This window comes from Lysinibacillus composti (assembly GCF_016908465.1).
Lineage (GTDB): Bacteria > Bacillota > Bacilli > Bacillales_A > Planococcaceae > Ureibacillus > Ureibacillus composti_A.
This window is the reverse complement of sequence record NZ_JAFBDY010000002.1, coordinates 202,133-227,708: the sequence shown is the minus strand read 5'-3', so window position 1 is coordinate 227,708 and position 25,576 is coordinate 202,133. Positions and strand designations below refer to the sequence as shown.

Here is a 25,576-nt window from a genome sequence, read left to right as displayed (position 1 = left end):
CAAATAGAAAGTACTAAACAATATAAAAACGTATCCCAAAAGTATTGAAACTCTTGGGATACGTTTGATTTATTTTCCTGAAGAAATGGCAATATTGTTGTGATGTTGTTTTACATAATTTGTATCTGTTTTTTCATTATGAGGTTTACTATTTGATACATATAAATCAAAATGTCCAGATGCTTCATTATCGCTAATCGTATCAAAGCTGTGAGGCATACCAGATAGTGATGCGGCAATGTTCATTCCATCTACATGAACCGATACTGGTCTTGGTGCCCATTTCCATGTTTTAAAGATACTTTTCATTACGCTCGTATCATATGAAGTGATTGGTTCAACATCTGCATGGTTATAACCACCCATAATTTTCACAGTAAATTGTTTTCCAGTCCATGTGTCAGTAATTCGGATTATTTCATTTCGCTTTAAGATATATTGACCATCTTTAAACCAATCAATCGCTGTACCATATTGAGATGGTCCACTTGCTTCTCCAGGAACAACATCATAGTTTCTTGGGGCATAGCCATCAACCCAAATTGTTTCACCTGCATCAAACCAGTCATTCATCGTCATATAGTTGAATTTCACTATTTTCTCAGGTGAGTATTTGCTTCCAAACTTTTTAGATATAGAAGAAGCGGTATCTCCTTCTCTAACAATATATTTTGTTAGTTTCGAATTTTCACCTACTTTTTTATAACTAGATTTTGTAGTAGTTGACGTTTGTGTTGGTTTTTTTGTTGTAGCAGAATCTACAATACTTCCATCCTTCGATGCAGCAAATGGGATCGTTAATGATTGTCCAATATTAAGAGTATCCGATGCTAATCCATTAGTTACTTTCAAATCCTGTATTGTTGTACCAAAACGTTTTGAAAGTAGATAAAGCGTATCTCCTGATTTCACTTTATATTTATTTGAATTGTCATCTATTTGTAATTGTTGACCCACATGGATTTCAGAACTTTTTAAATTATTATCTTCTACTAATTGACCAACTGTAGTGTTATATTTTTGAGCTATTTTAAAAAGAGAATCTCCGGATACAACTGTATATGAAGTCGAGTCTGCTTGTACAAACGCTGGTGTAACAGCAACCGAAAGAGTTAATGCAGAGGCTAAGACGATAGATTTTAATTTTTTATTCATATAGGACTTTTTCCCCTCTCTATTTTTCGAACCTTGTAAGTCATTAATACTATTAACAATTCATATAATAAACTATGCAATTTATCCTATCAATAATAGATTTTTACCACTGATTCCACAATTCTACCAATTTAATTTCGGATTCGAGAGATTAGTAATATCGAAATAAAATAACTAAAGAATTTTTATTAACAAGAAATAATAGTAGAAAGTACTTTAAATAAACTTAATAACATAGCAAATCAATCTCTTTAACAAGTAGATAAAATCTTTAAAAAGTATTGTTGAATACACCCATTGGTATTAAAATAATAGAAAATCAATGGAGAGAAGGATCAATCACATGTGGATTTTCGCGGCATTGGTCACAATGCTATGTTTTGGGCTAAACAATCTTATCTTTAAGTGGAGTACAGGGAAAGGTTATTCAAAAGTACATATTCAATTTTACTTTTATCTTGTTGCGTTCGTATTAACATTGATTTACGGTTTCTTTACAGGAATACAACATATTAATGTTGTAACAGCTGTTATTGGCGGATTGATTGGGGTTTTAAATACTGTTGGTAATATTCAAATGTCAAAAGCCTTTGAAAAGGGACCAGCAAGTCTAACTTCACCGTTAATTAGCGCGAACTCTGTCATCCCAATTTTAAGTGCTGCACTAATTTTCAATGAACACATTACAATGATTCAGTGGATTGGGATTCTCATCATGATGGCTTCAGCGATCGTGATTCAATATACTCCAGGTACGAATGGTAATACCGAATATGTTCCTTGGTTATTACGTATTATGTTTGCTATTGTATCGTTTGGGATTTTAGGTATATTAATGAAAACATCATCTTACTTACATATTGATTCATTAAACACACTAATTTGTATGTATGGCGGAGGTTGGTTATATTTAGCCATTACTAGTCTCATTCAAAAAGAAGAATGGAAACAATCTGAAGCAAAAACCGGTGGAATTGTGGGCTTGTTTAGCATTATCGGTTATAGTGCTTATTTCTTTGCATTAAACACAGGCACTGCGAGTATCGTTTTTCCAATTGTCAGTCTTAGCTGCTTAGTTGTTGTCTTAGGCGGTTGCTGGGTCTTTAAAGAACGTCTAAAAGCCTATCAAGTCATCGGTGTTATTACCGCGCTTCTTGGTATCGTCTTTACGAAAATATAAAAACAAAAAATCCCCGTGTACTTGCTACATGGGGATTTCTCTTATTAAAATCTATACGTGACACCCGTCAATTTTTCGGATAAAGTCCACAAGTTATTTGCTACATGATCAACAAATAAGTTATCTAGTATATCCAATTCCGTTGGATAACCCTTTCCTCCACGTCTTCCATCTGGCCCAATATATTCTCCTCCTCGTATAGAGGATTCAGTTGCAGCGTAAAGGATCGGTAGCGCACCCATCTCGGCTGATTGACCAACTAATCTTACGGAATATCTTGTTAATTTATTGGTTAATTTAGTGTTTCTCGATAATAAGCTTGTTTTTGATATACCTGGGTGACACGCAATACTTTTACATGCAATATGATGTGAACGCAATCGATATTGAAGCTCTTTGGCAAAAAACATACAAGCCAATTTGCTTTGAGAATAAAATTTCAATGGTTTGTATTTCTTTGAACCTTTTATATTACTAAACTCTGGTTTAGCTTTATGAGCAGCAAGACTTCCTAACGAAACCACTCTTGAATTAGGTGTTTTTTTCAACGTTTCGAGTAATAAGCCTGTTAATGCAAAATGACCTAAATAATTTACTCCAAATTGGGATTCAAATCCATCTTCCGTAGAACGGTAAGGAGGAAGCATGATGCCAGCATTATTAATTAATAATGACAAGGACTTATAATTATTTTTAAACTCAGAAGCAAACGCTCTAACACTTTTCAAATCATTTAAATCAAGCTTTATTGCATTAACATTCGCTTGCGGAACAACTGCTTTTATTCGATCAACAGCGTCATTGCCTTTATTTAAGTTGCGTACGGCTAACACAACCGTCGCCCCTTTTTCAGCGAGAGCTAAACTTGTTTGAAAGCCTATTCCACTATTTCCACCCGTTACAACGGCTACTTTTCCTGTTAAATCCTTTATATCGTTTTTAGTCCAAAATATCCCCATTGTTCACACACTCCTTTCAGTTTTCATATAAATAGATGGAAACATGCCTTAGAATCCAATAATGTTTGGGTAGATCATTGTCAGTATATGTTGAACGTTGTAAATAAGGTGATAGATAGGTTCACTTTTAACATGATTTCTTAAGCAAGCAATGAACAGTCAATGCTATTGCTCAATATGTAAAAAAATCTTAGAAAAGAGGGTCACAATTGGTTAGTTATCATTGGGGTGTAGACTCTTCTCAAGCCGTTACGCAAGAACTCTACAATTGCGTAATGGAAAACTACGGTAAACCCGAATATTGGGGAAGATACCTTACTCGAGTAGAAGGTGCTTCCGAAGGTTTAACAAAGGACGAAATTTCACTTCTTCATAAAAATGGGACAAAACTAATGCCGATTTACAATGAATTCCGTAGAGCAATAGGAGAAAGCAATGGTCGAGTTGCAGCAATGAATGCCGCATATCATGCAAAACGACTTGGTATTCGAAAAGGAACTTTTATTTTCGCAAACATTGAAAAATTTATGGAAGTCGATAGTGCGTGGATTAAAGGATTTGTAAACTATCTTTATAATTCTGATTACAAACCGGGCTTTTACCACGATCCTACAGAAGGTGGCTTCAAGGCTGCTTTTTGCCAAGCTGTAAGTGAAGAGCTCAGAGTTCAGACTCAAGCCATACTTTGGAGTGCCAAAGAGGATCCTGGTGTAACAAATGCAAAAGATGCTCCTCAATTTAATCCTTTAACTGTTGATTGTCAGTCCAATACATGGGCTTGGCAATATGGGCGAGATTCTGAAGTTTGTCCAATTGATACGAATCTTATTGATCGTCGTTTATTCCAGCAACTTCACTAATCTATTGTGAGCGTCACATAACTAATGCGACGCTCACGGTTTTTGATATATAAAGAGTCCTTGTCATAAAGTAATTATCCCTACCGATTTAAGCTACAGGTCCTCGCTCGCATCACAAAGTTCCCCCAAAATAATTCTAATCGTATGCATATGTGAATTTGCCTGATCTAAAATATCTTGGTAAGCCTCAACATTGCGTTCGTAAATATAAGCACCTGCATCTTCAATATCGATTGGGGGATCTACATCTATTCCTTTAAAGTTAACAAGTTCATGAATTTCATTTGAATATAGACAATCAAGTAAGTACGTCAACTTAAATATTTCTGAATCAATCTCATATTGATGATCTTTATAAGTAGTCGTAATGCCATTTAGTTCAACTAAACGGTATTCGATCTGGTCCACTAAACCATTGATAAAATCTTGCGTAAGGGTTTGTTCCTCTGAAAGAATAAAATTTCCTGGCGATGCAGGAAAGTCAACCTCGTAAAATGACGATTCTATTAAATTTTCATAGACTTTCTTATAATTCATCTTTTCACCTCACTTGTTCAATTACCGAATTATATGATAAGAAATAGATGAATTATTCTTTTATTTTCCTAGTAGGGTGAGGCAAATTATAGGCTTCAGTATTAAATTTTCATTAATGACATGGAAAAGAAAAGGTTAAAGGAAAACCTGTAGTGTGGAATGTTTAAGGAATCGATTTATGGATTTAATTGAAAACTATGTTTACATAATTAGAAAAAATGATGCCAGAATAGATTAGGGATTATAGGTCGTTCGAAAGTTTTCTTATTTAAAAAAACCTTCCCATATCAAAGGGAAAGCCTGTTTACTTTTAATCCGTATACACCCACAAAAATTAAGCAAACTAAACGGGAACTAGAGCATCGAATTGGAGGTATAGGTAATGACAAAACAATCAAAGCCAGATAATCGTTCAAATAATGTGGAACGTCTACATGATATGATTGAAAATACTGAGAAAAAGATACAAGATGCTGAAATCAGCTTAGAATTTGCCTCACCTGAGGAAAAGCAACGTTTGCAAGAGAAAAATGAACGTCGAAAACAATCGATTAATGCCATGAAAGAAGAAATGCAAGATGAAATGACAGCAAGAAAAAACAGAGAAGTATAGAAGAAAATAGACTGCGACATATTTGTTTGTCACAGTCTTTTAATTTTTATAAGTACAGCAATAACGAAGAAAATGGTGTAAACATATTGGATTAATAAATTTGTAATTTAAAGATTAGAATACATAAAATTGGGGTAATGAAATGATAGGGGATTAGTTCATGGTAAACAAAGGGGAGTTTTAGATGGCAAATAGTCAACAAGAATTTTCACTTAAATATATCTTAGAAAATCAGCTTCAAAGCGATGAAGAAAGAATGCAATTTCTTCACTGGGTTGATGCGGTGGGCATTAATAATTTAAGGGAACTTCATAAAATATGCGATAAAATTACGATCAATATGTATGAAACTTTTAAAGGTCAAGAAGCGATATAATTTTTTAAAACAAAATTCAAATTTCATTGAAAGTCTTTCAAAAGTCGATTGGTGTGGATGGCGCGAAGACTGTTGTTGTCGGCTTCGCCTTTCGCACAGAGCAAAGCTTCCTACGGGAACAGCACGAGCGGAAAATCCATTTTTGCGGTGAACGACCGCAAAAATTAGTTGGAGCCGTTACCGTGGAAAGCGAAGCGCCTGGAACGAAAATCGACGATTACTTTTTATATTTATAAATAAAAAGACTGCAAACATAGTAACTGTACAAAAACATTGGGGGATGTTTGGTACCTTATATTAAGTTTTTACTAAAAGAAGCATTCCATTACTAATGGCGTGCTTTTTTAATTTCGCATTTATTTCAATTCGGTTTGCAAAATAAAAAACTTAGAGAACAATGACTAATAAGAGAGAATTTCAGCTTAAAAGATAGAAAGTATTTACATGGATTTGTTCAAACACTATTATGGTAATGGATATTTATGTAATTTTTAAACTTGATCACCTGGAGATTGCTTAGCTATTACATAGAAATATAACTTAACCGAAAGTGGGGTCGACTATGAGAGATTACCAAATGTTTATTAATGGACAATGGTGTAACAGTTCAAAGGGTACAACTTTTGCAAGCTTAAATCCGTATACACAACAACCTTGGGCACTAATCCCACAAGCAGCAATAGAAGATGTGGAATGGGCGGTTCAAAGCGCAACAAATGCCTTCTACGCAACATGGAGAGACTATAATGGAACCGAACGAGCAAAATTAATGAATAATTTAGCAGATCTACTTGAGGAAAATGCCAACTTATTAGCTGAAATAGAGACAACTGATAATGGAAAGGTCATTAGAGAAACTAAAAACCAAGTATATTTTGCTGCTAGGGGCTATCGATTTTTTGCAGGTGCAGCAAATAAAATATATGGAGAGGTTATCCCATTAGATGACCCTGATTTGTTTGATTATACTATTCGTACTCCATTAGGTGTATCCCTTCTAATAATTTCATGGAATTCACCACTTTCTCTAATTGCGAATAAACTGGCGCCAGCATTAGCTGCTGGAAACACCGTGATTATAAAACCTAGTGAACATGCTAGTGCTAGTACATTAGAATTTGCAAAATTAGTAGAAAAGGCAGGCTTTCCTCCAGGTGTCATAAATGTTGTAACTGGTGACGGTGAAGTAGGAAAATACTTAACTGAACATCCTGGTATTAAAAAAATTAGTTTTACAGGTGGTGCAGAAACAGGGAAAAGGATTGCGGAAACTGCTGCTCGTAATTTAGTACCTGTTACATTAGAACTTGGTGGAAAATCTCCAAACATTGTATTTGAAGATGCAGAGTTATCGAAAGCAGTGATTGGGGCTGTTGCAGGTATTTTTGCTGCAACTGGGCAAACATGTATCGCGGGATCTAGATTATTAGTTCAGAGAAGCATTTATCAAGAATTCGTTGAAAAGGTTGTTGAAAAGACTAAATCAATTCGATTAGGAAACCCTCTAAATCCGGAAACAGAAATGGGACCCGTTGCGAATAAACAACAATTCGATAAAATTCTAGGAATGATTGAAAAAGCAAAAGCAGAAGGCGCACAAGTAATAACGGGAGGGTATTCACCTCAAAGCGAGGAACTTCAAAATGGATACTTTTTAAATCCAACAATATTTTCAGACGTGCAAAATGACATGGAGATTGCATGCGAAGAAGTGTTCGGTCCAGTACTAAGTATTATTCCTTTTGAAGATCTAGAAGAAGCGATTCAAATTGCCAATGATACGAAATATGGGCTTGCTGCTGGAATTTGGACAACAGATTTTAAAAAGATTCATTATTTAACGAGAAAACTTGAAGCAGGTACTGTTTGGGTTAATACGTATCGTACCGCCGCCCCTAATGCACCATTTGGCGGAATCAAAAATAGTGGGTACGGTAAAGAACGTTCACTAGAAGCCATAAAAGAGTTTACGTACGTTAAAAATGTAATGATGAACTTTTCAGATGAAGAACGTGATCCATTCTCCATTAAAGTCTAGGGAAATAAATAGTAAGAGAACTCAACCAAATATCATTTTCACTAAACAGTTGTGTGGATACTTCATGCAGCTGTTTTTCTTATTGTTAAGAAAATTGACAGAATAACAGTTTTAGAGGCTTGGGTTCTTTAAGTAATGACTACTTTTTAATGATCCAAAACCCATGCGCGGCTTACTCCGAAGGCCATTTACTTTATTTTAAACAAAGACCGCAATATCATTTTTCATAATATTTCATATTATCCGACACTTCTATAATACTTTTTATAAATTCCCACGCTCCAAACAAATAATAAAATCAAAAAACTTTACGCAATAGCTAATAAGCAAATTAAACAAAAACTAGAATTATGAAAGTTCACAACATTAAAGTAAAGGGATTTTCATTCTCACTAAATCCACTGTTATGCTGACATTTAAAAGTTGTGTTACAATGGTAATATAAAAAATGTTAACTATTTTGCATTAATCGGTATGTAAGAAAGGTGAATGAACAATGGAAAATCTTAGCGAAATACTGATAAAACAAGGAAAAAGCGTACTAACAAACATGAAAGATTTGAAACGCCTTTCCCATAAAAAGAATAAGGATCGTGCAGCTACTTATGAGCGCCTTAGTGCAAATCAACATTCCTTTAATGTTCATACATATGTAGATCCTAATATAGGTCAAAGTAATGAAGTACAAGCATTTAAACAAAAATTAGAAGAGTTCAATGGAATTTTTGTAGGTGTAGGCACTGATTTTGAGAAGGAAGTCAATGAAGAATTAGTTGGACCAATTTTCGAAGAAACATTAGTACTGTACAATGAGATGGTTACAGCACTGGGGTACGAGAGGGAAGTTGTCAATCCTAAAAGATTTTAACTGCAATGAGTATTTATTGACGAGATAGCTTTGTAAAACTTTATTTTCAACAAAAAGACGGAATAACACTGGACCACCTGTGTTGCTCCGTCTTTTTCTCTAACTTAATGAATGATAAATTTCTCCAAATTGATTTGCATGTTCCATTTTATTGACCATTGCCCGATAAAATGGTTCTCGTATAACTGGATTCATGCTAACCAATTGAACATCACGATATAAATCAACGGCTTCAATCTCAGCCTTTAATGCGGTTAAGATCCCTGCTTTATAATTTGATATCTGAATCGGTTCTAATTTAACATGCGGAATATGACCCACTAACCTTACATAGAGCATCGTAAGAGATTCTATATGTTTTAATTCATTATTACGTGCATATTTGATAATTTCTCGATGAATTTCATTAGGTGCTAAATCCAACAATTTAGTATAAAACTTTGCTGCCGTTGCTTCGGCTACTATAGAATCATAAATTGTTTTTACTAATCGATCGTATGATAACTCACCTAAAACGGGTAATCTTTGGTTATTTTCAAATTGTGAATTAATTATTGGGTACATAAACTCAGTAGGGGACATTTGTTGACCGTATGGATTATTAAAATTCACGATCATTCTCCTCACTTATAATATGTATAGTAGCCTATGTCATTTACACAAAATGGGTGCAAAAAAAGTGCGGAGAATAAAATATTAAAGCGGGTCATACTTAAAAGTTGTAATCTTGGGTAGTATTTTCACTTCCAAATGTTGAGAAAGTGTAAGCCATTTTCCAGAAACTATTCGCGGCCTACCACTGTAAGCCGCGAATAGTTTCCGGAACTTTTAGAAGGTCACGCATATTCATATTTATAATTTCCCTTAAAAAGAACTATCCTAAAATGAATAGTCCTTAAATGATTATTTAGTTTCAATTTTTGCACCTTGAAGTGTTAAATATTGTCCTTCTTGAACAGTTAGGTACGTATCAGCTTGCAAGTTTTCATTTGTTACAATACTCTCTAAATCATAACTACTATCTTTTGACACTTCAATATATCCCATACCTGCTTCACTTTCCAAAATAATTTTATATTCCCCTGCAGGAATATCTTTTCCCACTCTATACATTCCATCACGATAAACACCATCTTCTGGAATGACTGAGGGTGCTTCTGTAACTGGGTACATTTTAGCGCCTTGTAACTTAAAGTATTGTCCATCACTTAGGGTTGCGTAGGTGTGACTATCTTCAGTTAAATTTGCATTAAACACTATACTTTCTAGATTTCCAGTACTATCTTTAGCAGCTTCAATATAGCCAAAACCCTCGGAGAAAATTAAATATTCACCTGCTTCAATATCAGTACCTACTTTATAAGTACCTGCTTTAATAGCATGTGATCCTGCTTCTTCTTTCTCTGCAGACTCAGTAGTTTCTTCTTTAGTATTAATTGCATTTGAATCAGTAGCTGATTCTTGATTCACATCCGGTTTATCAATTACTTCTTCATCATTTCCTACTAAAAATCCGATGATGACCATTAAGACAATCAGTGCTATAATCCCTAAACAACCAAACTTTAAACCTTTTTTCACAAAAGTACTCCTTTCGCCATTTTTGTAGCAAGGTTATTTAATCTCTTGTTATTGTGGCTTATTATGTGAGGAAAAAGGGAATTTACACGATTGATTATTTTATTAATAATAAAAACCCGATTCATTATTGAATCGGGTTAGTTATTTTATGCATTTAGGTAACTATATTTAAGTTCATCTAATTCTGGATTAACCGAAACTTGTAAGTCATGTTCATTGAAAAACCAAAGATCATCTTTTTCGATATAAAAATGAATGCCTTCTATCATGGTTTCTATTCCTAAATCATGTGGTATTTCACGATTCATCCCAAGTGAAAAACCCTCATGAAAGGGTGAAGAACCGCCATAGCGAGCATAAAACCTTATGTAATCACCAGCTTGTACATCCATCTCGTATTTAAACCACTTCAAAGCTTCTTGAGACACAACAATTTTCATTTCGACCAATCCCTCCAAAAAATCATGAACTTAAATCCATTTTACTTTTGGCTCTGTACCTTCTTTAATTCGCTTAATATTTGCACGGTGACGGTAAAAAATAAAGAATGCTAATACAGCTACTAATATGAAGAGCGCAAAATCACCTGTAACAATCCAATAGATCGCACTATATACTAAACCAACAACCGCGACAATCATTGATGATAAACTTACGATTTTTGTTGCTTTTAAGGCGATAAAAAATGCTATGATTAAAACAATGAAAAAAGGCCAAGAGTAGCCGAGTAAAACTCCACCTGATGTTGCAACTGCTTTACCACCACGGAATCCTGCAAATATAGGGAACATATGTCCAACTACAGCTACAACACCTAAAATTAAAGGGTGAATTGTTGATTCTGAGAAGTAGGGAATTAATAGCAATAGCGTTGCTGCTGTCCCTTTTAGGATGTCAAGAGACGTTACGACAATACCAGCTTTTTTTCCTAATACCCTAAATGAATTGGTACCTCCCAAGTTACCACTACCATGCTGACGAATGTCAGTTTTATAAAAAAGTTTCCCAATCCACAATCCAGAAGGAATTGAACCAATCAAATAAGCACAAATCAGTATTATTGCATTAACCATAAAAAAATCCTTTCAACACTAAAATTATTAGTTGGTACTAATAGTCGTAACCATTTTACACCTTTTTCTATTTATTCGGAAGGCTTATTTCAAATTAACACATTCTCAATGGTTTTAAATATTCTTTTTTTTAAAAATGAATTAACAAGAAGGAAAAAGGCTAAATTATCATGAATAATTGTACAAGATGAATTTTACATGGTTGTAAAGATTACTACAAATTTTTAAAATTAAAGTTCTGTTTGTGTATTTCAACTTTTCTTTGATACAATTAGGAATGCTACTCTATTGTACAATGTTGACATTTATAGGAAATGTCAGTACGATTAGATTGAAATAGAACGGATGTTTGTATTTTGGAGGGGATTTGATTTGGCAGTTAATCAGCCAGGGATCGCATACGATGACGATGCCATTCAGATATTAGAAGGTTTAGAAGCCGTACGAAAAAGACCAGGAATGTATATTGGATCAACAGATAGTAGAGGCCTTCATCACTTAGTCTATGAAATTGTTGACAATGCTGTCGATGAAGCACTTGCTGGATTTGGTTCACATATCATTGTAAAAATCCATGAAGATAACAGTATTAGCGTTCGAGATTTTGGACGAGGCATGCCTACTGGAATGCATAAAATAGGGAAACCAACACCAGAGGTTATTTTTACAATCCTTCATGCAGGAGGTAAGTTTGGACAAGGTGGCTACAAAACAAGTGGTGGATTACATGGTGTAGGTTCTTCCGTCGTGAATGCGCTTTCTACATTTTTAGAAGTGACGATTTACCGTGAAGGTCAAATTTATCGTCAACGCTTTGAAAACGGTGGTCACCCGGTCACAACTCTAGAAATATTAGGGAAAACGAAAGAATCAGGAACAAGCGTCCACTTTTTGCCAGATAAAACCATCTTCTCTACAACAAAATTTAACTACGATACATTAGCTGAACGTTTACGCGAGTCTGCTTTTTTATTAAAAGGGTTAAAGATTGAACTTATTGATGAACGTCCTGAAGGTCAACACGATGTTTTCCATTATGAGAATGGAATTGAAGCCTTTGTTGCTTATTTAAATGAAGAAAAAGATACGATTCATCCCGTAAAATATGTTGAAGGAGCACATGAGGAAATTGAAGTAGAATATGCTTTCCAATTTAACGATGGCTATTCAGAAACAATTTTATCTTTCGTTAATAATGTTCGTACCCGTGATGGTGGAACACATGAAACTGGTGCAAAATCAGCAATGACACGAGTATTCAATGAATACGCTCGAAAAATTGGGTTATTAAAAGAAAAGGATAAAAACCTTGATGGTACGGATATCCGAGAAGGTCTTTCAGCAATCATATCGGTCCGTATTCCTGAATACTTATTGCAATTTGAAGGGCAAACAAAAAGTAAACTTGGAACAATTGAAGCTCGTTCTGCAGTAGAATCCGTTGTTTCCGAACAAATGAAATATGTCCTAGAAGAAAATGCGGATTTATCTGCTTCTCTAGTTCGTAAAGCAATCCGTGCACAACAAGCACGTGAAGCAGCAAGAAAAGCACGTGAAGATGCGCGAAATGGGAAAAAGAAAAAATCAAACACGATTTTATCTGGTAAATTAACACCAGCTCAGTCTCGAAATGCAGCTAAAAACGAATTATACCTAGTGGAAGGAGATTCTGCGGGCGGTTCTGCCAAACAAGGCCGCGACCGTACTTTCCAAGCGATCTTGCCACTTCGAGGTAAAGTAATCAATACCGAAAAAGCTAAGCTTTCAGATATTATGAAAAACGAAGAAATTGCAACAATTATTCATACAATCGGTGCAGGTGTTGGGGCAGACTTTACTGTAGAAGATGCTTCATACGATAAAGTCATTATTATGACCGATGCCGATACAGACGGTGCGCACATTCAAGTATTACTTCTAACTTTCTTCTACCGCTATATGAGACCGTTAATTGAAGCTGGGAAAGTATATATCGCTTTACCACCTTTATATAAAGTGTCAAAAGGCGCTGGAAAAAAAGAGCAAATTGAGTATGCTTGGACAGAAAAAGATTTACAATCAGCTATTGATAAAATCGGTAAAGGGTACATTCTCCAACGCTATAAAGGGTTAGGGGAAATGAACGCTGACCAATTATGGGATACGACTATGAATCCCGAAACAAGAACATTAATTCGTGTCAAAATTGAAGACGGTGCACGTGCAGAACGTCGTGTGACGACATTAATGGGTGACAAGGTTGAACCACGTCGTAAATGGATTGAATCGAATGTAAACTTCGGAATGGAAGAGGATTCAAGTATTTTAGAAAGTGAATTCATCCAACATGAGGAGGAAATTGAAGAATGACAGCCGAACGATTTCAAGAATTACCTTTAGAAGAAGTGATGGGTGATCGGTTCGGTCGTTATAGTAAATATATTATACAAGACCGTGCCTTACCAGATGCTCGAGATGGGTTAAAACCTGTACAACGTCGTATTTTATACGCAATGTTCCATGAAGGGAATACTAACGAAAAACCTTTCCGTAAATCAGCAAAAACTGTCGGGAATGTTATTGGTAATTACCATCCGCATGGTGACTCATCTGTTTATGATGCAATGGTTCGTATGAGCCAAGACTGGAAATCTCGTCATATGTTAATCGAAATGCACGGGAATAATGGTTCTGTTGATGGTGATCCACCAGCAGCGATGCGTTATACAGAAGCACGTCTTTCTGCCATAGCTGCTGAGATGTTACGAGACATTGGAAAAAACACGGTGGATTTTATCCCAAACTTTGACGACCAAGATTTAGAACCAACAGTATTACCAGCAAAATTCCCGAACCTTTTAGTCAACGGTTCTACAGGGATTTCCGCTGGTTATGCTACTGATATTCCTCCACACAATTTAGCCGAAACACTGGATGCAGTCCTAATGCGACTAGATGACAACAACTGTTCTGTAGATAAACTCATGACTGTTATTAAAGGTCCTGATTTTCCAACAGGTGGTATTATCCAAGGTGTAGAAGGTATCAAAAAAGCATACGAAACTGGAAGAGGGAAAATTGTTGTTCGTGCCAAAGCTGAAGTTGAGCAAATTAAAGGTGGCAAAGAACAAATCGTCATTCACGAACTTCCTTTTGAAGTTAATAAAGCACAATTAGTAAAAAAAATAGATGAACAACGAATTGATAAACGTCTTGAGGGAATTGCTGATATTCGTGATGAATCGGACCGTACAGGACTTCGTATTGTGATAGAGTTAAAGAAAGACGTTCAAGGTCAAGGGATCCTAAACTATCTCTATAAAACTTCGGATTTACAAGTTACTTATAACTTTAATATGATTGCGATTCATAACCGACGACCAACAATGATGACACTTCCTTTAATGTTAGATGCATATATTGAACATCAAAAAGATGTTATCACAAAGCGTAGTAAATATGATTTAGAGAAGGCGAAGGACCGCTTACATATCGTAGAAGGTTTAATGAAAGCATTATCCATTTTAGACGAAGTAATTGCGACAATTCGTTCTTCGAAAGATAAAAAAGATGCGAAGAACAATTTACAAGAGAAATTCCAATTTACTGAAATTCAATCTGAAGCAATTGTTAGCTTACAACTTTATCGTTTAACAAATACAGATATCACTGAGCTCCGTCTTGAAGAAGAGGAATTACGTAAAACCATTGCGGAGTTATCAGCGATTTTAGATAGTGAAAAACAATTGATTGAAGTAATTAAATCTGAACTAAAAGAAATTCGAAAAAAATTCTCATTACCTCGTATATCTAAAATCGAGGCAGAAATAGAAGAAATTAAACTTACTTTAGATGTATTAGTACCTAGTGAGGAAGTAGTAGTTACTGTCACTAAAGACGGTTACGTAAAACGAACAAGCATTCGTTCACATGCTGCATCAAATGGACAAGACTTTGCTATGAAAGAGTCTGACTATTTACTGTATGAAGCAAATCTAAATACTCAGCATCATCTACTATTATTCACAAATAAAGGGAATTACATTTATCAGCCAGTTTATGAACTTCCGGATATCCGCTGGAAAGATCTTGGTCAACATATATCAAGTATTGTTCCAACCGATAAAGAAGAAGAAATCATCAATGTTATTGGAATTGAAAAATTTGAACAAGACGATCTATTCGTTTTAACAGCAACAAAAGAAGGGCAAATTAAACGCTCCAATCTTTCTGATTATGCTGTCCAGCGCTATTCTAAGCCGATTAAAACAATGAATGTTAAAGATGGAGACGAAATGATTTTTGCAGAACTCGTTTCTCCTAATAAAGAATTACTTCTTACAAGTTACTTAAGTTATACTCTTCGCTTTAATTTAGATGAAATTCCTGTGACCGGCGTAAAAACTGGTGGCGTGAAAGGAATCAACTTAAAAGACGATGATCAACTAGTGTCTATTAACATCTTAGAATCAGGTGAAGAACAAGAAGTGTTTGTTGTTACACAGCGTGGGGCTGTTAAGCGTATGAGTGTAAGGGAGATTGAAAGTAGTAATCGTGCAAAACGAGGCGTTGTCATTTTAAAAGAATTAAAGGCAAATCCTCATCGTATCCTAAAAGTTATGGTTGTTGAGAAAACAGATTCTGTTACATTAATAACAGACAAACAAATCCAAGAAACCATAAATGTTTCAGATTTATCAAAAGCTGATCGTTACTCAAATGGTTCTTTAAGAATAGATGTCGCAAATGATGGTGACATCATCTCAGTAAAAGTCGATAAAAAAGAATAAATTATATTAACTAAGGTATTTATAAGTTTAGTTGACTTATAAATACCTTTTAATTTTAATATTAAGAATTTAACAAATATTGAAAATGCATAATATTTTAAAAATTCTTATTGAAATAAAGTAATATATGTAATAATATTAATCATATCAAAAAACTAGGTTTAAATCAGGAGGAAATTTAAGTGAAAAAATGGTTATTTGCATCTCTACTAACACTTTCAGTTGGAGCGTTAGCAGCATGCAGTAGTGATGAAGCTACTTCTTCGAAATCAACAACAGAGGGAACTACAAACAAACTAGAACAAATTCAAGAAGACGGTGTCATTACGATTGGTCTTGAAGGAACATTCCCTCCATTCAGTTACCACGATGAAACTGGAAAATTAACAGGATTTGAGTATGAAATTGCAGATCAAATTGCTAAAGACCTAGGTGTTGAAGCCGAATATGTTGAAACAAAATGGGATTCATTAATCGCTGGTCTTGATACAGATAAATATGATTTTGTTATTAACAACATCTCTATTACTGATGAACGCAAAGAAAAGTATGATTTCACAATTCCATATATGAAATCAGTTGCTACATTAGCAGTACATTCTGATTCAGACATTGCAAGTTTAGAAGATTTCTCAGGCAAAAAAGCAGCACAAACTGTAACTAGTAACTTTGCACAAGATGCTCGCGATTTAGGAGCAGAGATTGTACCAACTGAAAATTTAACTAGTTCAATTGAGTTAGTTTTACAAAAACGTGCTGATGGTACAATCCATGACCGAGTTACATTCTTAACTTACTTAAAAGAACAACCAGATGCACCAATTAAATTAATTGATGGTGAAACAAGCTCTTCTGAAATCGCATTAATCTTAAATCAAAATAATGAAGAGTTTCGCGATGCATTAAATGATATTATTACAGAGCGTCTTGAAGATGGCACATTTGCTAAAATCTCAGAGAAATACTTCAATGAAAATGTAATGATTCAATAAGATTACCGGATCAATCGGCTCTTCATTGGCCGATTGATTTTTATCTTTATTCAACTTGAAAGGATGCCAAAAGATGAGCCGTGAACTCGAAATCGTATTAAATTCTATATGGCCCATTTTAAAGGCTGGGCTAATAGTAACAATCCCATTGTCACTTATTTCATTTGCCATTGCATTAGTGATTGCGGTAATCACCGCACTAGTAAAATTATCGAACTTTAGAGTTTTAAAATTCATTTTCAGCACGTATGTTTGGATTTTTAGAGGAACACCATTATTAGTACAATTATTCATCGTATTCTTCGGATTTCCAAAAGCAGGAATTACACTAGATCCTTGGACGGCTGCGATTATTACATTTTCTTTAAATACAGGCGCCTATGCCTCTGAATCGATTCGAGCATCGATCTTATCTATACCAAAAGGGCAGTGGGAAGCTGCGGAGTCACTTGGAATGTCTTATTGGCAAGTTTTACGCAGAGTAATAGCACCACAGACAGTCCGTATTTCTTTACCGCCCATTACGAACGACTTTATTGATCTTTTAAAAGGTACATCTCTAGCTGCAAGTATTACCATTGCAGATATGTTTATGATTGGACAACAAATTACTGCATTTACATATGAACCACTAGCAATTTATAGTCTAGTAGCAGCTATTTATTTAGTTTTCTGTACAGTATTAACAACATTACAAAGCAGATTAGAAAAATCAGCTTCAAAGTACGTTTAGAAAGGAAGTGGACACCATCGTTTCTTTTACAGATATGAACAAACATTTCAATGAACATCACGTACTAAAAAATATCAATGTACAATTCAATAAAGGGGAAACAACTGTGATTTTAGGTCCATCAGGATCAGGAAAATCAACACTTTTACGATGTATCAATTTACTTGAGATCCCTCAAACTGGTACACTAGAAATAGAGTCGTTAAAAGTAGATTTCACGGCGAAATTAAATCAAAAAGATAGATTATCAATTCGTCAAAATACAGCGATGGTTTTCCAATCATTTAATTTATTTCCACACATGACAGTTCTTGAGAATGTCATTGAAGGGCCAATCACAGTATTAAAAAAAGATAAAACAAAAATGGTTAGTATTGGCGAACAGTTACTTGAGAAAGTTGGATTACTTCACAAAAAGGATAGTTTCCCTTCCCAATTATCTGGTGGGCAACAACAGCGTGTAGCGATTGCCCGTGCACTAGCTATGGAGCCTAAATTTTTACTTTTTGATGAACCGACAAGTGCGCTTGATCCAGAATTAGAAGGTGAAGTGTTAAAGGTATTAAAAGCCTTAGCCGAAGAAGATAAATCTATGATTATCGTCACGCATAATTTAAACTTTGCACGCGTAGTTGCAGATCGTATACTATTTTTAGAGAATGGTGAAATCGTTTTTGACGGAAAAACCGAACAATTCTTTAATAATACAGAGAATGAACGAATTAATTCATTTATTCAATCCATGCAATTTATTTAGGAGGAACAGAGAAATGACAAAAGAAAAAACAAATGTAGAGAGCTTTGATCTAGACCATACAAAAGTAGTAGCACCATATGTAAGACTTGCTGGGGTAAAAGAAGGTGCAAAAGGCGATGTTGTAACAAAATATGATATTCGTTTTAAACAACCAAACAAAGCACATATGGAAATGCCTGCTTTACACTCATTAGAACATTTAATGGCAGATCGTATCCGTAATCATTCATCACAAGTAATTGACCTTTCGCCAATGGGATGTCAAACTGGATTTTATTTATCATTTATCAATCACAACGACTATGATGATGTATTGAATATCCTTGAAAACACATTAAAAGATGTTTTAGCAGCAACATCTGTACCAGCATGTAACGAAGTACAATGTGGATGGGCAGCAAGCCACAGCTTAGAAGGTGCACAAGCTCTTGCTAAAGAATTTTTAGAAAAACGCTCTGAATGGCACATCGTATTTGCTGAATAATTTAGTATCAAAAATGACTAAAGGACTAATTCCTTAAGTCATTTTTTCTATTCATCTATTAATAATTGATAAGTTTATTGAGTAGAGTATGATGGTAGTAATAAAAAACTCGGAGGATACGTTAAATGGTTTTAGAAAACCGTAGTAAAGGGATCATCCTCGTCATAACCGGTGCGCTATTTTGGGGAGTATCGGGTACAGTTTCACAATACATGTTTCAAACCTTACACATTAGTGCTGAATGGATGACTACTCTTCGATTATTATGTGCTGGGTTATTGTTAACCCTTATTGCTTATAAAAGAGAAGGGTATCGAATATTCGATATTTGGAGACACAAAGCGGATATCCTCAGTGTAACGATTTTTGGGATTGTTGGTATGATTGGTGTACAATACACTTATTTAGCCGCGATAGTGCATAGTAACGCTGCTACAGCAACCATATTACAATATTTAGGTCCAGCATTAGTGACTAGTTACTTCATTATGAAAGCAAAAAGGCTTCCAAATAAAAAGGAAATTCTAGCTGTTGTTTTAGCTTTATTTGGTACCTTTTTACTTGTGACACATGGCAATATCCAAACGCTATCTATTTCAAAAGAAGGGTTCTTCTGGGGGATTTTAGCAGCGATTGGTTTAGCTTTTTATACGATTCAACCGATTGAGTTATTAAGAAGATGGGGCTCTACAATTGTTGTTGGATGGGGAATGCTCATCGGAGGTGTAGTATTTAGCTTCGTTCATCCTCCTTGGAAGTTCGAAGGCGAGTGGTATCTTTCCACTAATTTTGCTTTCTTTTTTGTCATCATCTGTGGAACTGTCTTAGCATTTTATTGTTATCTCAATAGTTTAATCTATCTCACAGCTTCAGAAACTAGTTTACTGGCATGTGCTGAGCCACTTTCCGCAGCAATCACAGCGGTCATTTTTTTAGGTGTACCTTTCGGGTTAATCGATTGGTTAGGGTCCATATGTATTCTTTTGACGATCGTCATCTTATCTAGAAAAGAAAAAGAAGTAGCACTAGAGTAAGGGATCACCATTTACTTTGGTTGCCGCTTTTTTACCAATAAAAAACCTCAAGTGAAATTCACTTGAGGTTTTTAAATTTAATTTAATGTGATACATCTTGTACAGAAATACCAGTTTGTGCCTTAACATCAACTTCACGGTATTTCGCTTCATCTGATTCTTTAGAAAGTAGAGTACCGATTACTCCGCCTAAGAAACCAAGTGGTACAGAAATAATTGCAGGGTTTGTTAGCATAATTAATGGGTCACCTACAAAGATTGCTTTACCAGCTTCTGGATTCCAAACGTTTGGAGAAACTGCTACAAGAATTAATGCTGAAATTAAACCTGTTAGCATTGCTGTTACAGCACCATTTGTATTGAAGCGCTTCCAGTAGATTGTATAAATAATTACTGGTAAGTTTGCAGATGCTGCGATACAGAATGCTAATGATACTAAGAATGCAACGTTTAATGTTTGTGCACCTAATGCAAGCACAATTGAAATAACTGCAATAATAATTGAGCCTACACGAGCAGCAACAACTTGCTCTTTTTCTGTCACTTTACCTTTTTTAATAATTTGACCATAAATGTCATGTGATAGGGCAGAAGCGCCTGAAAGTACTAAACCTGCAACTACCGCTAAAATTGTAGCAAAGGCAACAGCACAAACGAATGAGAATAAAATGTCTCCACCTAATGCTTGTGCAAGTAGTGGGGCAGCCATGTTACCAGCTGGGTTTGCTGCAACAATTGCCTCTTTACCTACAAACGCAGCTGCTCCGAATCCTAAGAAGATTGTTAAAACATAGAAAATACCCACGATCCAAGTAGCCCAAATGACTGATGAACGAGCTGTTTGCGCATCTTTAACAGTGAAGAAACGCATTAAGATGTGTGGAAGACCTGCTGTACCAAGAACTAATGCAACCAACATTGAAATTGTATCAATACCGTTTGTGTATTTTAGTCCAGGGTTTAAGTAAGCTTCACCTGCATCTGTCGCTGTAGTCATATAAGAGAACATTGTTAAAATATTAAAGTTAAATTTAGCAAGTACAAGGAATGAGATAATTACTGTACCTAACATTAATAAACAAGCTTTAATAATTTGTACCCAAGATGTTGCAGTCATACCACCAAATAATACATAGATTGTCATCATGAAACCTACTAAAAGAACTGCAGACCAATAAGGAATACCTAATAATAATTGAATAAGGGCACCTGCACCAACAAGTTGTGCAATCATGTAAAATAGTACAATTACGATTGAACTTAAAGCCGCTGTTCCACGAACTTTAGATTTGTCAAAACGAGCAGTAATCATATCTGCTAAAGTAAATTTACCAAGGTTACGTAATGGCTCAGCAACAATGTATAATACCACTAAATACGCCACTAAATATCCTAATGAGAAGAAGAATCCATCAAAACCAGTTAAGGCAATCGATCCTGCAATACCTAAGAAAGAAGCCGCAGATAAATAGTCACCTGAGATCGCTAGTCCATTTTGCCAACCCTTTAAACCACCGCCAGCTGTATAGAAATCAGTAGCGGTACTTGTCCGTCTAGAAGCCCACCAAGTTATGACTAAAGTTAAACCAACAATCGCTAAGAACATGATAATTGCTATCGGACTCATTATTTAACACCTCTCTCATATTCTTCGATAATTTCTTTCGCTTCTTTATCGAAGACATTTGCTTTTGAAACGTAAAGGTGAGCAAGACCCCATGTCATAACGAAAAGTCCAACTGAGTAAATCCACACCCAAGTGATATCACCAATTGCTTTTTGGTGTAAAATTTGCGTGAAAGACGTTAGAATCGGTAACAACATGTAAGCTACAAGGAAAATTACAGTAATAGACCATAGAAATACGTTTTTCTTTTTTACAAGTTGTTTGAACGATCCCATTTCAGCAATTTTATCATAATCAATTGCTGGCTTATTATTCCCCATAAATACAACCCCCTTATTTGTGTCCATTTCTTCTACTTTGTGTTTGTAAAATTCTATTCTGATAGACTTTACAATTCCAATTCTAGTTAACCGTTCACAAAATTGCAATAGTTTTTTCTGAAAATTATCTTAAAATTCTCATAAAATTTTAGATTAATAGAGAAATAATGAGTTTGAAAGCTAAAAATAATGAATCACGCGTACTTAACCGGATGTTTTATCTTCAACTAAAGCAGTAATATCAATCATAATTAACTATTGACAATTAAACGAAAATCTTAAAATGCAAAAATAATCATAATAGGGAAATTATGAATTTGTTATTTAGATAAAGGATATAAAGGATATTGTTATTTCGTATTAATATTGTATAAAAGGTATTTTATTAATTTTTTTAATTAATCTTGTTTAAATGAGATAGCGATTCTTGTTTGAGAAAACATCAAATGCATAGTGGAAAATAATATATGCTTAGAGAATATTGATTCTAGATGATGGGTATGAAATTTTAAATAAGCATTTAATAGAACAAACCAAAAAGGAACATAAGGGATCTTGAGTTGTAAATTCTAGTGAAGCTTATACAAGTATTGTTGGATTGGATTAACAGACAACCAAATATAAAAAATTCGACTGGTAAAAGACATTTTAAAAGCTGAATTCAAATCAGTTTAAAATGAAGCAAAGTTATAAAAGGCATATAGATTAAGGATTTAATAGCATTTTTTCATTCCGTCTCACTATTATAAGTATACTTATGAACTGAAACGTTACTTCCGATAATTTATATTATGTAAACTAAAATTTATTTCAGCAAATAGACCTTAAACTATATCTACTTTAATACGCCCTATTTTCTCAGTACCTTTAATACCACTTATATTATAGATCCAGATGAGTTGCGATAAATTCTAACATTGTTTTCGTTAAAAATTAACTCGTGATAGCTTCAAATTCCATAGGAAAAATTTTCACCAATTCTTTAATGCGATCTATTGACGTTTAATTTTCTATTTATCTTTCATTGGGTTTAATGAAGTCTTTTTTATATCGCGGATTGTAAATTTTTACATATTAGAAACATAATACAAACGTTCCCATGTCTACTTCCCGCTAATCTCCAATTCTACATGCGGTGTATGAGCTCTAAATGCTAATGCATACTATTTTGATCGGTTAAAATAGAAATATAAAGACTACCAAAGATGAATTGACCCTACAATGAAAACTTGTAGTTAGTGCTTTTTTACGTTAAAATAAATACATATTGAGCATAAAATGGTGATTAGGTAAGATCTGCTTCTTTACTTTTATATGTTTTTTATATTTATTAATTATGATGATTGATTTCTTTGTATCGAGTGCAAAGACGTTAGGTAGCATCTCAAAAGCCTTTTTTGTAAAAGGTTTTTTTAGATGCTACCTTTTTTATTTTCAATTAGGAGGAATTTTATTGGCTTTTCATAAACCACAAAAAATTGCAGAGTTAACAATCGAAACGGGGGTGACAAAGACCAAACTTCCCTTTTCACATATGTTGTTACTTGGATTTTTAGGAGGAGCATTTATTGCATTGGGCTATTTACTAGATATTCGTGTCATCGGCAATTTGCCTACTGAATGGGGAAGCCTTGCTAACCTGATTGGAGGAGCCGTATTCCCTGTTGGCCTTATTTTAGTTGTCTTAGCGGGCGCAGAGTTGATTACGGGAAATATGATGTCAGTATCCATGGCGTTTTATGCAAAGAAAATCTCTCTAGGGAATCTTGTTCATAATTGGTTTTGGATCACTTTAGCGAATCTCGTTGGTGCTCTTTTTATAGCGTATTTCTTTGGTCATGTCGTTGGTTTAACCGAAACAGGTCCATATCTACATAAAACGGTTGCAATGGCAACATCAAAAGTAGAAGAATCGTTCTTACAAACTTTTATTTCGGCAATTGGTTGTAACTGGCTTGTATGTCTAGCGATTTGGCTTGCTTATGGTGCAGATGACTTTATTGGAAAAATTGCCGGCATTTGGTTCCCTGTTATGGCGTTTGTTGCAATTGGCTTCCAACACGTTGTCGCGAATATGTTTGTAATACCAGCAGCCATTTTTGCAGGAGAAATTACTTGGATTGACTTTTTTAGAAACATTATTCCGACTTTCTTAGGCAATGCTGTTGGCGGAGCTGGTTTTGTTGGACTTTTATATTTTTATGTTTATCATAAACAAGCAAATCAAGTTCAGAAGCCACAAAATTAGACTGACGTTTTAGCAAACAGTTCAATTTTAAAAGAGCTTTGCAATATTAACTAACTAGTTCTCTTAGTGCTACTACAATTTCTGTATTGAAGTTGTAGTAGTTCTTTGTTTTATCTCCCCAATTTATTAAAAAAATTATTAATCAATTGAATTTATATTATAATTATGTAGTGATCATATAAGTATTTTTCAGTACGTTCAATTAAATTTTTGCGTCGTAAATATACATACTTTAAAGGATGATAACTTTGGTTGAATTAAAACTACAACACATTTATAAAACCTACAATAAAGACATTCAAGCAGTAAACAATTTTAACCTTGATATTAAAGATAAAGAGTTTATCGTTTTGGTTGGGCCTTCCGGTTGTGGGAAATCCACCCTATTACGTCTACTAGCGGGATTAGAAGATCTTTCTCAAGGTCAGATTATAATGGATGGACAATACATGAACGATGTTTCTCCAAAAGATCGTGATGTTGCTTTTGTTTTCCAAAACTATGCTCTTTACCCTCATATGAACGTATATCAAAATATGGCATTTGGATTAAAAAGTCGCAAATTCCCGAAGGATGAAATAGATCGGCGCATAAAAAATGCAGCACAGATCCTAAATATCGAAGAACACTTAGATCGCAAACCAAAGGCGCTTTCAGGGGGACAATGTCAACGAGTTGCATTAGGTCGTGCAATTGTTCGTGACGCAAAATTATTCTTAATGGATGAGCCGCTTTCCAACTTAGATACAAAGCTTCGAACACAAATGCGGTCTGAAATTATTAAATTGCATCAGCGTTTACAGACTACAACCATTTACGTAACTCATGATCAAACTGAGGCAATGACAATGGCAACCCGCTTAGTTGTGATGAATAACGGAAAAATTCAACAAGTTGGTGTTCCTAAAGAAGTTTACGATAAACCGGAAAATGTTTTTGTTGGAGGATTTATAGGCTTACCTGCAATGAATTTTTTTTCCGGCACCCTTTTACATGATAAAATTCTTTTCGATCATCTAACAATGGAAATTCCTATAATTAAAATGATGTCCTTACGCAAGCAAGGATATGTTAACAAAGAAATCATATTAGGTATCCGCCCAGAAGATCTTCATGACGCATCTATCTTTCCTAATAATACAGCATGTTCTACTATTGATGTTAAAATAGAATTAATTGAATCATTAGGTGCAGAAAATCTTATACACTCGCAAATCGCGTGTCAACCATTAATTGCCCGACTTAATACCCAAACAGCAGTTAAAGAAGGACAAGTTATAAAGTTAGCTGTTGATATGGATAAAATTCACTTTTTTGATTACATTTCAAAAAACCGTATTCATCTTGATGTATTTTAGGATATGAACTTTTA

At 34.6% G+C, this 25,576-nt stretch carries 25 protein-coding genes; 16 read left to right on the top strand and 9 right to left on the bottom strand.

The features are described 5' to 3' along the window. Positions 1 to 69: 69 nt before the first annotated feature. The gene (locus tag JOD29_RS05050; RefSeq protein WP_124762770.1) at positions 70 to 1,155 is read right to left on the bottom strand and encodes a LysM peptidoglycan-binding domain-containing protein; all 1,086 of its coding nucleotides are present in this window, start codon (positions 1,153 to 1,155) and stop codon (positions 70 to 72) included. A 343-nt stretch (positions 1,156 to 1,498) separates the two neighbouring features. Between JOD29_RS05050 and JOD29_RS05045 the strand changes: the two genes are divergently transcribed. Then, the gene (locus JOD29_RS05045; protein ID WP_124762772.1) at positions 1,499 to 2,335 is read left to right on the top strand and encodes a DMT family transporter; all 837 of its coding nucleotides are present in this window, start codon (positions 1,499 to 1,501) and stop codon (positions 2,333 to 2,335) included. Positions 2,336 to 2,379: 44 nt separating this feature from the next. Here JOD29_RS05045 and JOD29_RS05040 read toward each other — a convergent pair whose 3' ends face one another. Continuing rightward, on the bottom strand, positions 2,380 to 3,294 hold the full coding sequence (locus tag JOD29_RS05040; RefSeq protein WP_124762774.1) for an oxidoreductase: 915 nt from the start codon (positions 3,292 to 3,294) through the stop codon (positions 2,380 to 2,382). A gap of 209 nt (positions 3,295 to 3,503) precedes the next feature. Here JOD29_RS05040 and JOD29_RS05035 point away from each other — a divergent pair, with 209 nt between their 5' ends. Further along, entirely contained in the window at positions 3,504 to 4,154 is a 651-nt protein-coding gene (locus tag JOD29_RS05035) for a glycoside hydrolase domain-containing protein (protein WP_239585566.1), read from the top strand. Between the two features lie 93 nt (positions 4,155 to 4,247). On the opposite strand, the gene JOD29_RS05030 is transcribed toward JOD29_RS05035, so the two are convergent. Next, complete coding sequence (locus JOD29_RS05030) at positions 4,248 to 4,691, bottom strand: hypothetical protein (RefSeq protein WP_124762776.1); 444 nt, start codon at positions 4,689 to 4,691, stop codon at positions 4,248 to 4,250. Positions 4,692 to 5,073: 382 nt separating this feature from the next. Between JOD29_RS05030 and tlp the strand changes: the two genes are divergently transcribed. The 5 genes from tlp (at position 5,074) to JOD29_RS05005 (ending at position 8,586) form a co-directional block, all read left to right on the top strand. After that, a complete protein-coding gene (gene tlp / locus JOD29_RS05025; RefSeq protein WP_124762778.1) occupies positions 5,074 to 5,304 on the top strand; it encodes a small acid-soluble spore protein Tlp in 231 nt (76 codons plus the stop codon). A 184-nt stretch (positions 5,305 to 5,488) separates the two neighbouring features. Continuing rightward, complete coding sequence (locus tag JOD29_RS05020; RefSeq protein WP_124762780.1) at positions 5,489 to 5,680, top strand: hypothetical protein; 192 nt, start codon at positions 5,489 to 5,491, stop codon at positions 5,678 to 5,680. Positions 5,681 to 5,706: 26 nt separating this feature from the next. Next, positions 5,707 to 5,916, top strand: a complete 210-nt coding sequence (locus JOD29_RS05015; protein ID WP_205101633.1) for a hypothetical protein — start codon at positions 5,707 to 5,709, stop codon at positions 5,914 to 5,916. Positions 5,917 to 6,242: 326 nt separating this feature from the next. Then, entirely contained in the window at positions 6,243 to 7,718 is a 1,476-nt protein-coding gene (locus JOD29_RS05010; protein ID WP_124762782.1) for an aldehyde dehydrogenase, read from the top strand. 496 nt (positions 7,719 to 8,214) lie between these two features. Further along, complete coding sequence (locus JOD29_RS05005; RefSeq protein ID WP_124762784.1) at positions 8,215 to 8,586, top strand: hypothetical protein; 372 nt, start codon at positions 8,215 to 8,217, stop codon at positions 8,584 to 8,586. Positions 8,587 to 8,685: 99 nt separating this feature from the next. On the opposite strand, the gene JOD29_RS05000 is transcribed toward JOD29_RS05005, so the two are convergent. The 4 genes from JOD29_RS05000 to plsY all read right to left on the bottom strand — a co-directional run bounded on the left by JOD29_RS05000 (position 8,686) and on the right by plsY (position 11,240). Further along, positions 8,686 to 9,198 (bottom strand): ferritin-like domain-containing protein, encoded by a 513-nt coding sequence (locus JOD29_RS05000; protein ID WP_124762786.1) that lies wholly within the window; start codon positions 9,196 to 9,198, stop codon positions 8,686 to 8,688. Between the two features lie 291 nt (positions 9,199 to 9,489). Continuing rightward, positions 9,490 to 10,167: a hypothetical protein gene (locus JOD29_RS04995; RefSeq protein WP_124762788.1), complete on the bottom strand. Its 678-nt coding sequence runs from the start codon at positions 10,165 to 10,167 to the stop codon at positions 9,490 to 9,492. Between the two features lie 146 nt (positions 10,168 to 10,313). Beyond that, positions 10,314 to 10,607: a HesB/YadR/YfhF family protein gene (locus JOD29_RS04990; protein WP_124762790.1), complete on the bottom strand. Its 294-nt coding sequence runs from the start codon at positions 10,605 to 10,607 to the stop codon at positions 10,314 to 10,316. A gap of 30 nt (positions 10,608 to 10,637) precedes the next feature. Next, the gene (gene plsY, locus JOD29_RS04985) at positions 10,638 to 11,240 is read right to left on the bottom strand and encodes a glycerol-3-phosphate 1-O-acyltransferase PlsY (RefSeq protein WP_124762792.1); all 603 of its coding nucleotides are present in this window, start codon (positions 11,238 to 11,240) and stop codon (positions 10,638 to 10,640) included. Between the two features lie 372 nt (positions 11,241 to 11,612). Between plsY and parE the strand changes: the two genes are divergently transcribed. The 7 genes from parE to JOD29_RS04950 all read left to right on the top strand — a co-directional run bounded on the left by parE (position 11,613) and on the right by JOD29_RS04950 (position 20,009). Then, complete coding sequence (gene parE / locus JOD29_RS04980) at positions 11,613 to 13,589, top strand: DNA topoisomerase IV subunit B (protein WP_124762794.1); 1,977 nt, start codon at positions 11,613 to 11,615, stop codon at positions 13,587 to 13,589. Next, positions 13,586 to 16,009, top strand: coding sequence for a DNA topoisomerase IV subunit A (parC, locus tag JOD29_RS04975; protein WP_124762796.1), 2,424 nt, complete (start codon positions 13,586 to 13,588; stop codon positions 16,007 to 16,009). The genes parE and parC overlap by 4 nt, the downstream gene beginning before the upstream one ends. Before the next feature lie 182 nt (positions 16,010 to 16,191). Further along, positions 16,192 to 17,001, top strand: coding sequence for a transporter substrate-binding domain-containing protein (locus tag JOD29_RS04970; protein ID WP_124762798.1), 810 nt, complete (start codon positions 16,192 to 16,194; stop codon positions 16,999 to 17,001). A gap of 73 nt (positions 17,002 to 17,074) precedes the next feature. Next, entirely contained in the window at positions 17,075 to 17,734 is a 660-nt protein-coding gene (locus JOD29_RS04965) for an amino acid ABC transporter permease (protein ID WP_124762800.1), read from the top strand. A gap of 16 nt (positions 17,735 to 17,750) precedes the next feature. Continuing rightward, a complete protein-coding gene (locus JOD29_RS04960; protein WP_192894191.1) occupies positions 17,751 to 18,491 on the top strand; it encodes an amino acid ABC transporter ATP-binding protein in 741 nt (246 codons plus the stop codon). A gap of 13 nt (positions 18,492 to 18,504) precedes the next feature. After that, the gene (locus tag JOD29_RS04955) at positions 18,505 to 18,975 is read left to right on the top strand and encodes an S-ribosylhomocysteine lyase (protein WP_124762802.1); all 471 of its coding nucleotides are present in this window, start codon (positions 18,505 to 18,507) and stop codon (positions 18,973 to 18,975) included. Positions 18,976 to 19,100: 125 nt separating this feature from the next. Further along, the gene (locus JOD29_RS04950; protein WP_124762804.1) at positions 19,101 to 20,009 is read left to right on the top strand and encodes a DMT family transporter; all 909 of its coding nucleotides are present in this window, start codon (positions 19,101 to 19,103) and stop codon (positions 20,007 to 20,009) included. Positions 20,010 to 20,091: 82 nt separating this feature from the next. Here the strand turns inward: JOD29_RS04950 and JOD29_RS04945 are convergent, their stop codons facing one another. Further along, positions 20,092 to 21,636, bottom strand: coding sequence for a solute symporter family protein (locus tag JOD29_RS04945; RefSeq protein WP_124762806.1), 1,545 nt, complete (start codon positions 21,634 to 21,636; stop codon positions 20,092 to 20,094). Then, complete coding sequence (locus tag JOD29_RS04940) at positions 21,636 to 21,956, bottom strand: DUF485 domain-containing protein (RefSeq protein WP_124762808.1); 321 nt, start codon at positions 21,954 to 21,956, stop codon at positions 21,636 to 21,638. Before JOD29_RS04940 ends, JOD29_RS04945 begins: the two co-directional genes overlap by 1 nt. Before the next feature lie 1,453 nt (positions 21,957 to 23,409). Between JOD29_RS04940 and JOD29_RS04935 the strand changes: the two genes are divergently transcribed. Together JOD29_RS04935 and JOD29_RS04930 are read left to right on the top strand one after the other, a co-directional pair. Next, positions 23,410 to 24,204 (top strand): formate/nitrite transporter family protein, encoded by a 795-nt coding sequence (locus tag JOD29_RS04935; protein WP_124762810.1) that lies wholly within the window; start codon positions 23,410 to 23,412, stop codon positions 24,202 to 24,204. A gap of 248 nt (positions 24,205 to 24,452) precedes the next feature. Then, positions 24,453 to 25,562, top strand: coding sequence for an ABC transporter ATP-binding protein (locus JOD29_RS04930; protein WP_124762812.1), 1,110 nt, complete (start codon positions 24,453 to 24,455; stop codon positions 25,560 to 25,562). The last annotated feature ends 14 nt before the right edge of the window (positions 25,563 to 25,576 follow it).

Bases quoted from the DNA above. Each gene is read 5' to 3' on its own strand.
- JOD29_RS05010 (WP_124762782.1), top strand. From the start codon at position 6,243: ATGAGAGATTACCAAATGTTTATTAATGGACAATGGTGTAACAGTTCA.
- JOD29_RS04950 (WP_124762804.1), top strand. From the start codon at position 19,101: ATGGTTTTAGAAAACCGTAGTAAAGGGATCATCCTCGTCATAACCGGT.
- JOD29_RS04940 (WP_124762808.1), bottom strand. From the start codon at position 21,956: ATGGGGAATAATAAGCCAGCAATTGATTATGATAAAATTGCTGAAATG.
- JOD29_RS05045 (WP_124762772.1), top strand. From the start codon at position 1,499: ATGTGGATTTTCGCGGCATTGGTCACAATGCTATGTTTTGGGCTAAAC.
- JOD29_RS05020 (WP_124762780.1), top strand. From the start codon at position 5,489: ATGGCAAATAGTCAACAAGAATTTTCACTTAAATATATCTTAGAAAAT.
- JOD29_RS04965 (WP_124762800.1), top strand. From the start codon at position 17,075: ATGAGCCGTGAACTCGAAATCGTATTAAATTCTATATGGCCCATTTTA.
- plsY (WP_124762792.1), bottom strand. From the start codon at position 11,240: ATGGTTAATGCAATAATACTGATTTGTGCTTATTTGATTGGTTCAATT.
- JOD29_RS04955 (WP_124762802.1), top strand. From the start codon at position 18,505: ATGACAAAAGAAAAAACAAATGTAGAGAGCTTTGATCTAGACCATACA.
- JOD29_RS04990 (WP_124762790.1), bottom strand. From the start codon at position 10,607: ATGAAAATTGTTGTGTCTCAAGAAGCTTTGAAGTGGTTTAAATACGAG.
- JOD29_RS04945 (WP_124762806.1), bottom strand. From the start codon at position 21,636: ATGAGTCCGATAGCAATTATCATGTTCTTAGCGATTGTTGGTTTAACT.
- JOD29_RS05040 (WP_124762774.1), bottom strand. From the start codon at position 3,294: ATGGGGATATTTTGGACTAAAAACGATATAAAGGATTTAACAGGAAAA.
- JOD29_RS05030 (WP_124762776.1), bottom strand. From the start codon at position 4,691: ATGAATTATAAGAAAGTCTATGAAAATTTAATAGAATCGTCATTTTAC.
- tlp (WP_124762778.1), top strand. From the start codon at position 5,074: ATGACAAAACAATCAAAGCCAGATAATCGTTCAAATAATGTGGAACGT.
- JOD29_RS05050 (WP_124762770.1), bottom strand. From the start codon at position 1,155: ATGAATAAAAAATTAAAATCTATCGTCTTAGCCTCTGCATTAACTCTT.
- parC (WP_124762796.1), top strand. From the start codon at position 13,586: ATGACAGCCGAACGATTTCAAGAATTACCTTTAGAAGAAGTGATGGGT.
- JOD29_RS05005 (WP_124762784.1), top strand. From the start codon at position 8,215: ATGGAAAATCTTAGCGAAATACTGATAAAACAAGGAAAAAGCGTACTA.